Source organism: Aeromonas sp. QDB25 (genome assembly GCF_027707725.1).
GTDB lineage: Bacteria > Pseudomonadota > Gammaproteobacteria > Enterobacterales > Aeromonadaceae > Aeromonas > Aeromonas caviae.
Window position 1 is genome coordinate 52,910 of record NZ_JAPCIZ010000020.1, and the last position, 13,441, is coordinate 66,350.

Sequence of the window (13,441 nt, forward strand, 5' to 3'; positions counted from 1 at the left end):
CGACCATATCGTTGTCATTCTTGCCAAAAGGAGTTGTCGAATGAAACAACGTTCGCTCAAAACCAAGCTGTTGTTGCTCACGCTGGGACTTTTTCTCGCCAGTGGCGTCGCCATGACATGGATACAGTCCTCCTCGCTGAACGGCCTGCGCGATGACATCATGGCGCAGACCCGTGGCGCCCTGGAGCAGGAGGTTTCCCGTTCCCTGCAATTCCAGGCAGAGCGGTATGCCGTGCAGATCGAAGACCAGTTGCAGCAGGCCTATCAGATACCGCTCGGCATGGCGGCGCAGCTTGAAGGAAGCATGGCCCAGCCGGACCAGCGGCTGAGTCGCCCGCAAGTGGAGCTCCTGCTTGGCAGCCGCCTGCGCCAGGCAAACGGGATCAGCTCCATCTACGCCCAGTTCGAACCCAACGGTTACGACGGACAGGACGCCGACTGGCAGACAGGCGCCAGCCATTCGGTTGTCGGCAAGGGCAGTCTCGAGGTCTACTTCACCCGGGAACAGAACGGAAACATCGCGCAGCAGACCATAGATGCCGACACCAGTGACGCCAAGTTCGACACCTCGCGCAATGAATTCGGCATTCGCAACAGCGAGTGGTATCTCTGCGGTCGCGAGACTCGTCGCCCCTGCCTGATGGAACCCTACCTCTACGAGATAAGCCCTGGCCAGAAGATGCTGATGACCAGCCTGACGGTGCCCGTCCTCAAGGATGGCAAGTTTGCCGGGATCACCGGGGTCGACATGAACCTGCCCATCTTTCAGCAACTGGCCGAGCACCTTGGCAAGAGCCTCTATGACAACCAGGCCGAGGTCACCCTGGTCAGCAAGACGGGCTTCATCGTCGGCAGCAACCGCCATTCGGACAAACTGGGTCGCCCCCTGACAGAGGCTGGACTGGTTGCCCCGAATGGACACCCCGCCGATACCGACAGCGATTTCATCCTGCAGCAGCCCATACGGATCGAGGCCGCCGACAACCAGTGGTGGCTGATGATCAAGGTGCCCAAGGCCCTCGCCCTCAGCCAGGCCAACACCATCAGCCAGCAGCTCGGCAGCCTGTTGCAGGCTACCCAGCAGCAGCAGCTGGTTGCCATCGTTGTCATCACCCTGGTGGCCCTGGGCCTGCTTGTCTGGTTCATCCAGACCATCACGGCGCCCCTCTCCCTCATCAGCCGCCACGTCTCCCACCTCGCCAGCAATGAAGGCGACCTGACCCAGCAGATGCGTATCGACACCCACCAGGAGCTCATCGAGCTGGGCAGGCATCTCAATGCCTTCCTCGGCAAGCTGAGGGCCATGGTGCAGGGCAGCAAGCAGATAGGGCAACAGGTGCATCAGTAGGCCAGGGGCATGAAACAGACGGCCGATGCCATGCGCAGCAGCCTGGATGATCAGAGCCTGGAGCTGGAGAGCGTGGTCAGCGCCATGCACGAGATGAGCACCACGGCAGTCAGTGTGGCGGGCTATGCGGAACAGGCGGCGCAGGAGTCTGAAGCGGCGACCCACCATGTCAGCACGGCCCAGCAGACCTTGAGCAGGGCCCGCAACGAGATCCATACCCTGGTCGAGGACATGCATCAGGCCGACAAGGCGGTCGCCCAGGTCGCCCAGCGCAGCACCAATATCAGCCATATTCTCGATGTGATCCGGGCCATTGCCGAACAGACCAACCTGCTGGCCCTCAACGCAGCCATCGAGGCGGCGCGGGCCGGCGACATGGGCAGGGGTTTTGCCGTCGTGGCGGACGAGGTGAGGGCGCTGGCCAACAAGACCCGCTCATCCACCGACGAGATAGGGCAGCTCATCGGCAGCCTGCAAACCGAGGTCACCAGCAGCCAGCAGTTGATGAGCACGGGGATCGCCCGCTCGGTGAGCACGGTTGAAGGCACGGAGCAGGCCTTCGAGGCACTCAATCAGGTGGTCACCCAGATCCAGCAGATCCATGATCACATCAGCCAGGTGGCGACCGCCGCCGAGCAGCAGAGTGCCGTGAGCGACACCATCAACCAGAACCTGATGCGCATCGGCGACGCCGCCACCACCCTGGGACAAGAGGCCAATGCCAGCCAGCGCCTGAGCGAGGCACTGGAACAGGCGGCCACCACCCTGGCAAGCGAGCTGGATCGACTGCGAACCTGATGAGAGACGGAAACGAAAAAGCCCGCATCGCTGCGGGCTTTTCAATATGGTGGTCGTTACTGGGCTCGAACCAGTGACCCCCTCCTTGTAAGGGAGGTGCTCTCCCAGCTGAGCTAAACGACCTGGGACAAGACTTAAATGATGGTGGGTCGTGCTGGATTCGAACCAGCGACCAATTGATTAAAAGTCAACTGCTCTACCGACTGAGCTAACGACCCATCGAAATCATTTTTAAAGCATGGTGGTCGTTACTGGGCTCGAACCAGTGACCCCCTCCTTGTAAGGGAGGTGCTCTCCCAGCTGAGCTAAACGACCTGGGATAAGACTGAAATGATGGTGGGTCGTGCTGGATTCGAACCAGCGACCAATTGATTAAAAGTCAACTGCTCTACCGACTGAGCTAACGACCCATCGAAATCATTTTTTAAAGCATGGTGGTCGTTACTGGGCTCGAACCAGTGACCCCCTCCTTGTAAGGGAGGTGCTCTCCCAGCTGAGCTAAACGACCTGGGATTCAATGTTCAGAGTGGTGGGTCGTGTAGGGTTCGAACCTACGACCAATTGATTAAGAGTCAACTGCTCTACCGACTGAGCTAACGACCCACATCCTGAACCTTTCACCAACCGCATGTGGCGGCCAGTGTTACAACATGGTGGTCGTTACTGGGCTCGAACCAGTGACCCCCTCCTTGTAAGGGAGGTGCTCTCCCAGCTGAGCTAAACGACCTGGGATTCTGTGTTCAGAGTGGTGGGTCGTGTAGGGTTCGAACCTACGACCAATTGATTAAGAGTCAACTGCTCTACCGACTGAGCTAACGACCCACATCCTGAACCTTTCACCAACCGCATGTGGCGGCCAGCATTACAACATGGTGGTCGTTACTGGGTTCGAACCAGTGACCCCCTCCTTGTAAGGGAGGTGCTCTCCCAGCTGAGCTAAACGACCTGGGAATATTGTCTTCACCTGCTGTGAAGAAATGGTGGGTCGTGCTGGATTCGAACCAGCGACCAATTGATTAAAAGTCAACTGCTCTACCGACTGAGCTAACGACCCTCACCACGACCAGTGCCGACTGCATTACTGCTCCGGCTCTGACGGCGGCCTATATTACGGATTTATCATCCTGGCGCAATAGAAAAATCTTAAATTAAATCTGATTGTTCACTGCGCATACAAAGCAGAGTGTTCTTTACAAGAGTGTTACGAAAACAGTGACATGCAGCAATGTCACAGCTTGGCCAGACTCTGTTTGGCCAGCTGGGCCGGCGAGGTGTTGGGGTAACCCTTGATCACCTGCTCATAGAAGGCCTTGGCCTCTGTTTTTTTGCCGTCAAGCTGGGCGAGCATGCCGAGTTTCAGCAGGGCATCGGCCCGCTTGGGTGACTTGCTGTATTTGTTCGCCACCGTGGAGAACTGGCTCGCGGCCCCCGCCCTGTCGCCCTTGTTGAACATCAGCTGGCCAAGCCAGTAGTGGGCATTGGGAACATAGCTGGAGTTCGGGAACTGCTTGATGAACCCTTCGAAGGCAGGAATGGCCTTGTCGTAGTTCTTCTCCTTGAGCACCATGTTCACGGCCGCGTCGTAGGCCTGGTTCTCATCCTGGTTGGTGGAGTAGTTGGCAGCCGCGGCAGGAGGCGTTGCAGCACCTGCAGCAGGTGTTGCGGGCGCGGCGGCAGGCTGGCTGTTGGCCACCTTGTCGAGCTCTTGGTAGAGTTGGCGCTGGCGCTCCTGGGACTGCTCCATCTGGTAGGTCTGCTGTTCCAGCTGACCACGCAGCTCGGAGACCTCCCCTTGCAGGGAGTCGACCTGTTGCTGCAGTTCTGCCTGCAGACGCAGACGGGCGTTGAGGGTACGCTCCAGCAGAGCAACCCGGTCTTCCAGGCTGCCGGTCGGTACGATGGCACCATTGTTGCCGCTCAGCACCACGCCGCTGCTGCCAGAATCCCCGCTCAGATCGCTCACCGGTGCCGCCGCTTGCGCATTCAAAGCAACCAACACGGCCAGCGCGACACCAGCTTGCTTGTACACAGATTTCATTCGGATCAAACCTTAGCGTTTAGTGCAAATAAAACGGCCAGCGCATAGTCGCTCGCTGATACAGATTTCATTCGGATCAAACCTTGACGTTTAGTGCAAATAAAACGGCCATCGAAATGGCCGCTTGCATATAAACGAACTTCGTTCGACTCAAACCTTAGTAAACCAGGACCGCACGGCGGTTCTTGGCAAAGGCTTCCTCGGTGTGGGACAGATCCAGCGGCTTCTCTTCGCCATAGCTGACGATGGAGAGCTGCTCGGCCTGCACACCCAGGGTTTGCAGATACTTGGCAACAGCCTTGGCACGACGCTCACCCAGCGCGATGTTGTATTCCGGCGTACCGCGCTCGTCGGCGTGGCCTTCGATCAGTACCTTGACGCTCGGACGTTCACGCAGGTAGCTGGCGTGGGCATCCAGCAGGTCGGCGTACTGACCTTGAATGTCGTAACCATCGTACGGGAAGTAGATCACGTTGTCGCGTTGCAGCGCTTCGAACTTCTGACGCATCTGCTCTTCCGGGGACAACATGCCGTTGGCGCCGCCGGTTTGTACACCGCCCATGCCGTCGGTCATGCCGGACTCGGCGCCAGCGGCGTCGGAGTCGGAAGAGGAGCTACAGGCAGCCAGGGTGAACAGTGGCAGTGCGATGGCCAGACCCTTGAGCAGTTTATTGAGTTGCATGCTATTTCCTTAAACCTTTATAACAAAACAAAAAACAATCGATTTTTATCAATTCAAGAAGGGCGACCAAGCTGGTGCACGAATTTCACCGCTACTGGTCGGAAGCACTGCCTTGAAGCGACCGTCGGTCGACACCAATGCAAGACTCTTACGACCCTGATAGATGGTGGCATAAATGATCATGCTGCCATTGGGAGCCACACTTGGCGATTCATCCAGAGCACTCTGGGTCAGTACCAGCATGGCTCCATTTTCCATATCCTGGCGAGCGATGCGATATTGTCCCTGAACCCGGGTCACCATCACCATGGACTTGCCGTCCGGTGTGATGGATGCCCCCTGGTTGGAATCCCCTTCCCAGGTCATCCGGCGAGTCATGCCAGTCGCCAAATTTACGCTATAAATCTGGGGTTTGCCACCACGTTCAGAGGTGAACAGCAAAGTTTGACCGTCCGGCATCCAAGAGGGTTCGGTGTCGATGGTACGGTTATTTGTGACTCGAGTGAGTTGCTTGCTAGCAACATCAACGACATAGATGTCAGGCTGTCCATCTTTGGACAGAACAATAGCCAAACGACGACCATCCGGAGACCACTCCGGCGCACCGTTGATGCCACGGAAGCTGGTGATCAGACTGCGCTGCTGGGTGTAGATGTCCTGCACATAGATCTCGGACTTCTGGTTCTCGAAGCTCACGTAAGCCAGCTTGCTGCCATCCGGCGACCAGGCCGGGGACATCAGGGGTTCACGGGAGCGCAGCAGAGTCTTCTCGTTGTAGCCGTCGTAGTCGGAGATCCGCAGCTGATACGGGAACTGGGTGCCCTGCTGCACGGAGACATAGGCCAGACGAGTCAGGAAGGCACCACGCTCACCGGTCAGACGCTCGTAGACGATGTCGGAGATGCGGTGGGCAAACTGGCGCATCTGGGCACCCGGGATGGTCGCCATGCGGCTGTCCAGGATGTAACCGTTCGCTTCACCGCCCTGAGTCTTGGCCAGTTGGCCTTTCAGGACGTCGACCAGCTCGAAGTTGATCTTGTAGGTGCCATCACCCACGGCGGCGATGGAGCCGACCACCACGGCTTCGACCCCCTGGGAAGCCCAGGGCGCGAAGTTGATCTCGCCGCTGGTGCTCGGCGTCTGCGGCATCTGGCCACGGGCCAGCGGCTTGAACTTGCCGCTGCGCATCAGGTCGTTGGAGACCACTTCCGCGATATCCTGCGGCAACTGGCCATTGCCCTCCCACTTGAAGGGGGCGATGGCGATGGGGCGCGCACTGTCGATACCGCCGGTGATGACGATATCCAAGGCCGCCTGAGCACTCTGGCCTAGCAGAAGGCAGCCAACCAAAGCAAAAAACACTTTTCTTATCATGGCTTAAATACTCTGTTCCAAAAAAATGAGAGGTGAAATCCCTTTATCAGCAGATGCTGCCAACCACGGTCATTGACCCCGTTCTATCACGCTTAGATGCTCGGTTCTAACTTGAGGTTAAACTCCTTCAACATCTCGAATGCCGCCGGATCCTTCGGCACCGGCAACTGGTTGGCCTTCAGCACCGCCGCCTTGCCGGAGCGGCAGACCGCCGGATCACCCTGACCGTTGTCCACCGAGATGACGAAGCCGCTACTGGCCAACTTGACACCGATAGTACATGTTTTGCCCCGCATGGTGGGATCCAAAATCATGTAGCGCTCGACCGTGGCCTTGATGAGGGCGGCATACTTGTCGACCTCGCCCTTGGCGGCTGCCGATGCTGCCTGACTGCGCGCATTGGCCTCGGCGGCCAGCTGCTGCTCCATCATGGCTTCCATCTCTTTTTGCAACTTGGCCTCTTCGGCCGCCTTGCGCTTGCGCTCCGCCTCAATCTTGGCCTTTCTGTCGGCCTCGGCCTTCGCCTTCTTCTCTGCGTCAGCTTTTGCCTTCTTGTCAGCCTCTTCTTTCGCCTTCTTCTCGGCCTCGGCCTTGGCTTTCTTCTCGGCTTCCGCCTTCGCCTTTTTCTCGGCTTCGGCCTTGGCCTTCTTCTCGGCTTCCGCTTTCTTGGCCTTGGCCTCTTCCGCCTTGGCCTTCTCTTCAGCCTGCTTCTTCTCCAGCTCTTCTTTTTTCTTCTTGAGCGCCAGCGCCTTGGCCTCTTCCGCCGCCTTGCGTTCGGCTTCGGCCTTCTTGGTCTTCTGCTCTTCCAGCTTGCGGGCTTCCTCGGCTTTCTGGGCCTTCTCTTCCGCCTGCTTCTGTTCAGCCTCTTTCTTCTGCTTGTCGGCTTCGGCCTTGCGAGTCGCCTCTTCGGCCTGCTTGCGCTTGGTCTCAGCGATACGCAGACGCTCCTGCTCCTGTGCCAGCTCGCGTTTGACGCGCTCAGCGTCTTCCTTGTCCTTCTGCTGCTGTGCAGCCTTGGGCTGGGCCTGCTTCTGCTGCTGGACCTGCTGCATCTGCTGCTCCAGCATTTCGCTGTCCATCATGACCGCATTGACGATCTGTCCCTTGGACTCGGGGCGCTTGGGTTTGCTGAAGTCGACACCGACCAGCAGGATGATGCCGATGATCAGATGCAGCAGCAGCGACGCGACGAGATAACCGGAAATACCACGCTTCACATCCATCTCCGTCAGTTCACCGGATCCGTCATCAGACCAACCTGAGGCACACCGGCTTTCTTGAGGGCCACCATCAGCAGGATCACCTCCTCGTAGCGCACGGACTTGTCGCCGGCGACCACCACGGGCGCGTTCTGGTTGATGGCCAGATAGCCCATGGCCTTCTCGGTGATGTACTGCTGCATCGCCTCTGGGGTGCCGCTCGGTACGGGTTCGTCATCCGCCTCGCCGGCCTTGATGACGTACTCACCCTCGGTATTGACGCTGACGATGAAAGGCGGCTTGGAGTCTTCCGGCAACTGCTCGGACTCCGCCTGGGGCAGGTCGACCTTGACCCCCTGCGTGATCACGGGCGTGACCGCCATGAAGATGATGAGCAGCACCAGCATGACGTCGATATAGGGCACCACGTTGATCTCGGCGACCTTCTTGCGTTTGAGCCGCTGATAGGTTTGCATTACTTCTCACCCTGCTGTGCGATTTGGCGGTTCAGAATGGTGGTGAACTCGTCCATGAAGTTGGCGTAGGCGTTTTCCAGCCGTTCGACCTTGTTGGTGAAGCGGTTGTAGAAGATAACGGCCGGGATGGCGGCAAACAGACCCATGGCGGTGGCGATCAGCGCTTCCGCGATACCCGGTGCCACCATCTGCAGGGTCGCCTGCTGAACCTGACCCAGAGCGATAAAGGCGTTCATGATCCCCCAGACGGTACCGAACAGACCGATATAGGGGCTGATGGAGCCGATGGTCGCCAAGACCGGCAGGTTGGACTCGAGATCGTCCACTGCTCGGGACAGGGAGACTCGCATGGCGCGATAGGTACCGTCCATCACCGCATCCTGACCACGGGCACCGGCCTTGAGCAGGCGGGCATACTCCTTGAAGCCGGAGTAGAAGATGTCTTCCATGCCTTCGATGTCGTCACGACGGGAGGAGGACTCCTGGTAGAGACGATTGAGGTCGACCCCGGACCAGAATCTGTCTTCAAACTGCTCCGAGGCGAGGTTGGCCGCCTTGATGGCCTTGGAGCGCTGGATGATCAGCGCCCAGGAGACGACCGACATGCCCATCAGGGTCATCATGACCAGTTTCACCAACAGACTGGCTTGCCAGAACAGGCCAATAAACGAAATTTCAGCGTGCACTTAACAGCACTCCCTTGATTTTTTCAGGTATTGCAACAGGTTTCATTTGCGGATGACTGACACAGGCGATCTGTACCATGGCCTGAGTGATCAGCCGTCCATCAGCCGCCAGGATCTGCTGTGAAAAACGCATGGAAGCGCGTTTCACTTCAGTTACTTGCGTCATTACGGTCAGCAGTTCATTGAAGCGGGCCGCCGCGCGGAAGTCGATTTCGGTGCGACTCACCACAAACGCGATCCCCGCCTGCAGCAGGACATCCTGTTCGATGCTGCCTGCGCGCAGGAATTCGGTGCGGGCCCGTTCCATAAACTTGAGATAATTGGCGTTGTAGACGATGCCTCCGGCATCCGTGTCTTCGTAGTAGACACGCACCGGAAACTCAGAGACTTCCCCCATAAAAATCTGTGATCCATTCGACAGTCAGATGGGGGGCTATCATAGCGCAGGGCTGAATAGGAAAGAAGCAGGGGGAGACAGGGAAATCCCCTCTCCCCCTGTTTTTTATGGCGTGCTGCGGCGCCGACAGGCCGAAGACCACAGGGCTGTCAGCATCGCAAGAAAAGCGGACAAGAGCAGTGGCTGCGAGCGGCGTGACGAGCGAGGTTCTGTCGCTCTGACCGGGCGACGGCACGCCTCTCAAAAAAGAAGAAGGAGGTGGGCTCATGCCGACCTCCTTCATCATTTATGGCAGGTAGTAGCTGCTGGTCAGCCAGAGCCCGCAGAGCAGGCTGGGCAGTGCTAGCCAGGGGAAGAACAGCACGCGACCCACCAGGCTGCGCGGGTGAAACCCCAGTCCATGCATGACACCGCAACAGACCGCCCACATCAGCCAGGGCGCAAGCCAGAGGCCGTGCTCACTGGTGTTGGCCGCGACCAGGTTGGGCGCCTGCAAGATGGCGACAGCCAGCAGGGCCGCCGCCAGCAGCATCAGACCTTGCCATGGCTGGCGCTCCAGAGGAGCGGCCAGCCGGGCGAGCCTGTCACTTGTCTTCATCAATCTGACGATCCAGGTTCTCGGTGTGCTCCAGCCAGAGCGCATTGATAATCCCAAACGCACAGGCCAGCAGCAGCCCCAGGATCCAGGTGAAATACCACATATCAGGGCACCTTCTTAGTAGAGCGATTGTTGGTTGTCTTCGATGTGTTTGTTACTCACCCGGCCGAACATATTGATGTAGGTCCAGATGGTGTAAGCCAGCACGGTCGGCACGAAGACGACTGCGACTACCGTCATCACCTTGAGGGTGTTGAAGGAGGCGGTGGAATCCCACATGGTCAGGCTCTGGGACGGCTCGAGGCTCGAGGGCATCACGAACGGGAACATGGAGAAGCCCGCGGTCAGGATGATGCCGGCGATGGCCAGGGAGGAGAACAGGAACGCCACCCAACCCTTGTCCAGCTTGGCCGCCACGGCGGTCAGCAGACACATCACCAGACCCAGCACTGGTGCGGCAATCATCCAGGGATAGAGGTTGTAGTTCTGCATCCAGGCACCAGCCTGCACCACCACTTCCTTGTGAAGCGGGTTGGTGACGGCGTCGGTGGCGACGGAGCCCACAATCACATAACCATCCATGCCGCTCACCCAGACACCGGCCAGGGCGAACAGCACCAGGGTCAGCAGGGAGAAGATCATGGCGGCGGTGCGAGAGCGCGCCAGCACTTCACCTTCGGTCTTCATCATCAGCCAGGTTGCACCCTGGGTGATGATCATGAAGAGGCTCACCAGACCGGCCAGCAGGCCGAACGGATTGAGCAGACCGAAGAAGTTGCCGTGATAGGTCATCATCAGGAACTGGTTGAAGCTGAACGGTACACCCTGCAGCAGGTTGCCGAACGCCACCCCGAAGATGACAGGGGGAATGGCGCTACCGGCAAACAGAGCCCAGTCCCAGTTGGAGCGCCACTTGGCGTCTTCCTGCAGGGAGCGGTACTTGAAGCCGACCGGACGGAAGAACAGCGCCATCAGGGTCAGGATCATGGCGATGTAGAAGCCGGAGAAGGCCGCCGCATAGACCATGGGCCAGGCGGCGAACAGGGCACCACCGGCGGTCACCAACCAGACCTGGTTGCCTTCCCAGTGCGGCCCCATGGTGTTGAGCATCACGCGACGCTCCACATCCTTCTTGCCGACGAAGGGGAGCAGGGCGCCCACCCCCATATCGAAACCGTCGGTGATGGCAAACCCGATCAGCAGCACGCCGACCAGCACCCACCAGACCAGACGCAACAGTTCGTAATCAAACATGGGTCACTCTCCTTATGCCTTGCTCTGTTCGAAGTGGTACTTGCCCGTCTTCAGGCTGCTTGGGCCCAGGCGCGCATACTTGAACATCAGGTACATCTCGATGATCAGCAGTACTGTGTAGAACAGGAAGATCCCGATCAGAGAGAACCAGATCTCGGACGCAGGAATGTTGGATGCAGAGACATAAGTCGGCAGCATCTCGGCGATGGTCCAGGGTTGACGACCATACTCTGCGACAAACCAGCCAGCCTCGATGGCGATCCAGGGCAGCGGAATGCCGTACAGCAGCGCCTTGAGCAGCCACTTGCGCTCGCCGATCTTGTGGCGGGTGCTGTCATAGAAGGCCAGACCGATCAGCACCAGCATCAGGATGCCGCAGGCAACCATGATGCGGAAGGCGAAGAACAGCGGCAGTACCTGCGGAATGGAGTCATCCACGGCAGCCTTGATCTGCTCGTCGGTGGCGTCGGTCACGTTGGGGGTGTAACGCTTGAGCAGCAGACCGTAGCCCAGATCCTGCTTCACTTCGTCGAAGCGGGCGCGGGTATCGTCGGACTTGTCACCGGATTGCAGCTTGGTCAGCAGGTCGTAGGCGGTCATGCCGTTGCGCACGCGCAGCTCATGCTCGCTCTTGAGATCCTTGAGACCAGTCACCTGACCGTCGAGGGAACGGGTGGCGATGATGCCGAGGGCATAGGGGATCTTGATAGCGTAGTCGGTGCGCATCTCTTCCTGGTTCGGGATCCCGAACAGGGTAAAGGATGCCGGAGCCGGCTCCGTGTTCCACTCGGCCTCGATGGCCGCCAGTTTCACTTTCTGCACTTCCCCGGTCTCGTAGCCGGACTCGTCACCCAGCACCAGCACGGAGAGGATGGAGGCCATGCCGAACGCGGCCGCGATGGCGAAGGAGCGACGAGCGAACGCCACATCACGATTCTTCAGCAGGTAATAGGAGGAGATCCCGAGCACGAACATGGCGCCCGTGGTATAGCCTGCCGCCACGGTGTGGACGAACTTGACCTGTGCAACCGGGTTGAACACCAGGTCGGCGAAGCTCACCATCTCCATGCGCATGGATTCGAAGTTGAACTCGGCACCCACCGGGTTCTGCATCCAGCCGTTGGCGACCAGGATCCACAGTGCGGAGAGGTTGGTCCCAAGCGCCATCAGCCAGGTAGCCGCCAGGTGCTGGCGCTTGCTGAGACGATCCCAACCGAAGAAGAACATACCGACGAAGGTGGACTCCAGGAAGAAGGCCATCAAGCCTTCGATGGCCAGCGGGGCCCCGAAGATGTCGCCGACATAGTGGGAGTAGTAAGCCCAGTTGGTACCGAACTGAAACTCCATGGTGAGCCCGGTGGTAACCCCGAGGGCAAAGTTGATACCGAACAACTTGCCCCAGAACTTGGTCATGTCCCGGTACACTGTGTTGTTGGTCATCACATAGACAGACTCCATGATCGCCAGGATGAAGGCCATCCCCAGCGTCAAGGGTACAAACAGGAAGTGATAAAGGGCCGTCGCAGCAAATTGGAACCGCGATAGGTCTACCACATGCTCAGCAATCATGATGTTTCCTCACCGATTATTGGCACGGCTATTTTAAGTTTTAAGGACAAAGCTTCCATTGGAAGTCCCCGAACGGTCGGTCACCCCTCGCGGACTGACCGGATTCGACTGCCACCACATTAACAACAAGGCAATATACAGGAACAAAAAAAGCTAATGTTTAACATCTAATAAACAATAACCAGGGTTCTATTCCCGCCTATAATGATCGCTGTTTTATATCACCTTTATTTGATTGAAATCAATGTAAAACCACCCTCAATACATGTTTTTTCAAGGTAACTTATAGGGCTTTCCCCATTAATTATGGGAGCTTCATCACAAAAAACGATAAGTCGTAAATAATTGATTTAAATCAATTTTATGACTCACTAAAATAGTTTCAATTCTGTTAAACAAATACGCAACCCCGGAAATAAAGCCTTCGCATCTCGATTATTTCAATAAATGGCCAGGCTCATCCAAAAATCAATTTAAACCCAGTAAAAACACATGTTTATGCGGATTAACACCCCCACCAAAATCATTAGTTTATCTAATCAAAAGCCCATAGATTTTCTTGTTTGTCCCACCCGGAAAGAGCTCCTACAATGCGCCTCGCAGTGAGGGCATACCTCTGAATACAGGCCGGTCATTCCGGGTTCCCGGTACGTATTCGATGAACATTTCGAACCTGTTTGTTGGGATTAATGATGAAAAAGTTTGTTGCCAAGACCATCCGTTACTACAAGCTTTCTTTCGTTCAACTCTATCAAATGAACCGACTCTGAAGCCTCGCGACGGCTCCTCTGTTTTTTCCCGACCGGTCTGCAGACGCGCTCACTGTCTGTGAACATCCATCCTGAATTGTCTTTGCCCACCGCCTGTGCCGTGGGCTTTTTTTTGCCCGCAAAACAAAAAGCCGCCTCAAGTGAAGTGAACCCCGAAAGTTGGACACCCAACGAGTAGGGGTTCTTCGTTTCTATGGGAAAGCAAAAATACTCGACCGACTTCAAACGTCAGGTCGTTCTTCACTATCTCAG

11 protein-coding genes, 10 tRNA genes and 1 pseudogene are annotated in these 13,441 nt (G+C 57.4%); 1 reads left to right on the top strand and 21 read right to left on the bottom strand.

Annotated elements, in window-relative coordinates; all coding sequences use genetic code 11:
* Positions 1-40 precede the first annotated feature (40 nt).
* A pseudogene (locus tag PG883_RS09480) lies at positions 41-2,146 on the top strand (methyl-accepting chemotaxis protein).
* A 47-nt stretch (positions 2,147-2,193) separates the two neighbouring features.
* Here the strand turns inward: PG883_RS09480 and PG883_RS09485 are convergent.
* From PG883_RS09485 to PG883_RS09585, 21 genes are all read right to left on the bottom strand, one after another.
* Positions 2,194-2,269, bottom strand: a tRNA-Val gene (locus PG883_RS09485).
* 19 nt (positions 2,270-2,288) lie between these two features.
* Positions 2,289-2,364: transfer RNA gene (locus tag PG883_RS09490), tRNA-Lys, on the bottom strand.
* A 21-nt stretch (positions 2,365-2,385) separates the two neighbouring features.
* Positions 2,386-2,461, bottom strand: a tRNA-Val gene (locus PG883_RS09495).
* 19 nt (positions 2,462-2,480) lie between these two features.
* Positions 2,481-2,556: transfer RNA gene (locus PG883_RS09500), tRNA-Lys, on the bottom strand.
* Between the two features lie 22 nt (positions 2,557-2,578).
* A tRNA-Val gene (locus PG883_RS09505) sits at positions 2,579-2,654 on the bottom strand.
* Positions 2,655-2,673: 19 nt separating this feature from the next.
* Positions 2,674-2,749: transfer RNA gene (locus PG883_RS09510), tRNA-Lys, on the bottom strand.
* Between the two features lie 48 nt (positions 2,750-2,797).
* A tRNA-Val gene (locus tag PG883_RS09515) sits at positions 2,798-2,873 on the bottom strand.
* 19 nt (positions 2,874-2,892) lie between these two features.
* Positions 2,893-2,968 (bottom strand) — tRNA-Lys (locus tag PG883_RS09520).
* 48 nt (positions 2,969-3,016) lie between these two features.
* Positions 3,017-3,092: transfer RNA gene (locus tag PG883_RS09525), tRNA-Val, on the bottom strand.
* Positions 3,093-3,124: 32 nt separating this feature from the next.
* Positions 3,125-3,200, bottom strand: a tRNA-Lys gene (locus PG883_RS09530).
* Positions 3,201-3,374: 174 nt separating this feature from the next.
* Positions 3,375-4,184 (bottom strand): tol-pal system protein YbgF, encoded by an 810-nt coding sequence (gene ybgF, locus PG883_RS09535; protein ID WP_042014605.1) that lies wholly within the window; start codon positions 4,182-4,184, stop codon positions 3,375-3,377.
* Positions 4,185-4,341: 157 nt separating this feature from the next.
* Complete coding sequence (pal, locus tag PG883_RS09540) at positions 4,342-4,866, bottom strand: peptidoglycan-associated lipoprotein Pal (RefSeq protein WP_010672877.1); 525 nt, start codon at positions 4,864-4,866, stop codon at positions 4,342-4,344.
* Positions 4,867-4,914: 48 nt separating this feature from the next.
* Positions 4,915-6,240, bottom strand: coding sequence for a Tol-Pal system beta propeller repeat protein TolB (gene tolB, locus PG883_RS09545; protein ID WP_010672876.1), 1,326 nt, complete (start codon positions 6,238-6,240; stop codon positions 4,915-4,917).
* A gap of 92 nt (positions 6,241-6,332) precedes the next feature.
* Entirely contained in the window at positions 6,333-7,463 is a 1,131-nt protein-coding gene (gene tolA / locus PG883_RS09550; RefSeq protein ID WP_042014603.1) for a cell envelope integrity protein TolA, read from the bottom strand.
* 5 nt (positions 7,464-7,468) lie between these two features.
* Positions 7,469-7,915, bottom strand: coding sequence for a protein TolR (gene tolR, locus PG883_RS09555; protein ID WP_010672874.1), 447 nt, complete (start codon positions 7,913-7,915; stop codon positions 7,469-7,471).
* Positions 7,915-8,601 (bottom strand): protein TolQ, encoded by a 687-nt coding sequence (gene tolQ / locus PG883_RS09560; RefSeq protein WP_010672873.1) that lies wholly within the window; start codon positions 8,599-8,601, stop codon positions 7,915-7,917. Before tolQ ends, tolR begins: the two co-directional genes overlap by 1 nt.
* Positions 8,591-8,998, bottom strand: a complete 408-nt coding sequence (gene ybgC / locus PG883_RS09565) for a tol-pal system-associated acyl-CoA thioesterase (RefSeq protein WP_270807149.1) — start codon at positions 8,996-8,998, stop codon at positions 8,591-8,593. The genes tolQ and ybgC overlap by 11 nt, the downstream gene beginning before the upstream one ends.
* Positions 8,999-9,284: 286 nt before the next feature.
* Complete coding sequence (locus tag PG883_RS09570; protein ID WP_039039483.1) at positions 9,285-9,596, bottom strand: cyd operon YbgE family protein; 312 nt, start codon at positions 9,594-9,596, stop codon at positions 9,285-9,287.
* A complete protein-coding gene (cydX, locus tag PG883_RS09575) occupies positions 9,583-9,699 on the bottom strand; it encodes a cytochrome bd-I oxidase subunit CydX (RefSeq protein WP_005331536.1) in 117 nt (38 codons plus the stop codon). The genes PG883_RS09570 and cydX overlap by 14 nt, the downstream gene beginning before the upstream one ends.
* 14 nt (positions 9,700-9,713) lie before the next feature.
* Positions 9,714-10,850, bottom strand: a complete 1,137-nt coding sequence (gene cydB / locus PG883_RS09580) for a cytochrome d ubiquinol oxidase subunit II (protein WP_270807150.1) — start codon at positions 10,848-10,850, stop codon at positions 9,714-9,716.
* Between the two features lie 12 nt (positions 10,851-10,862).
* Positions 10,863-12,419 carry a cytochrome ubiquinol oxidase subunit I gene (locus tag PG883_RS09585; protein ID WP_010672869.1) on the bottom strand — a complete coding sequence of 519 codons (1,557 nt, stop codon included), beginning with the start codon at positions 12,417-12,419 and terminating at the stop codon, positions 10,863-10,865.
* Positions 12,420-13,441 lie beyond the last annotated feature (1,022 nt).

Bases quoted from the DNA above. Each gene is read 5' to 3' on its own strand.
- pal (WP_010672877.1), bottom strand. From the start codon at position 4,866: ATGCAACTCAATAAACTGCTCAAGGGTCTGGCCATCGCACTGCCACTG.
- PG883_RS09585 (WP_010672869.1), bottom strand. From the start codon at position 12,419: ATGATTGCTGAGCATGTGGTAGACCTATCGCGGTTCCAATTTGCTGCG.
- cydB (WP_270807150.1), bottom strand. From the start codon at position 10,850: ATGTTTGATTACGAACTGTTGCGTCTGGTCTGGTGGGTGCTGGTCGGC.
- tolR (WP_010672874.1), bottom strand. From the start codon at position 7,915: ATGCAAACCTATCAGCGGCTCAAACGCAAGAAGGTCGCCGAGATCAAC.
- PG883_RS09570 (WP_039039483.1), bottom strand. From the start codon at position 9,596: ATGAAGACAAGTGACAGGCTCGCCCGGCTGGCCGCTCCTCTGGAGCGC.
- tolB (WP_010672876.1), bottom strand. From the start codon at position 6,240: ATGATAAGAAAAGTGTTTTTTGCTTTGGTTGGCTGCCTTCTGCTAGGC.
- ybgC (WP_270807149.1), bottom strand. From the start codon at position 8,998: ATGGGGGAAGTCTCTGAGTTTCCGGTGCGTGTCTACTACGAAGACACG.
- ybgF (WP_042014605.1), bottom strand. From the start codon at position 4,184: ATGAAATCTGTGTACAAGCAAGCTGGTGTCGCGCTGGCCGTGTTGGTT.
- tolA (WP_042014603.1), bottom strand. From the start codon at position 7,463: ATGGATGTGAAGCGTGGTATTTCCGGTTATCTCGTCGCGTCGCTGCTG.
- cydX (WP_005331536.1), bottom strand. From the start codon at position 9,699: ATGTGGTATTTCACCTGGATCCTGGGGCTGCTGCTGGCCTGTGCGTTT.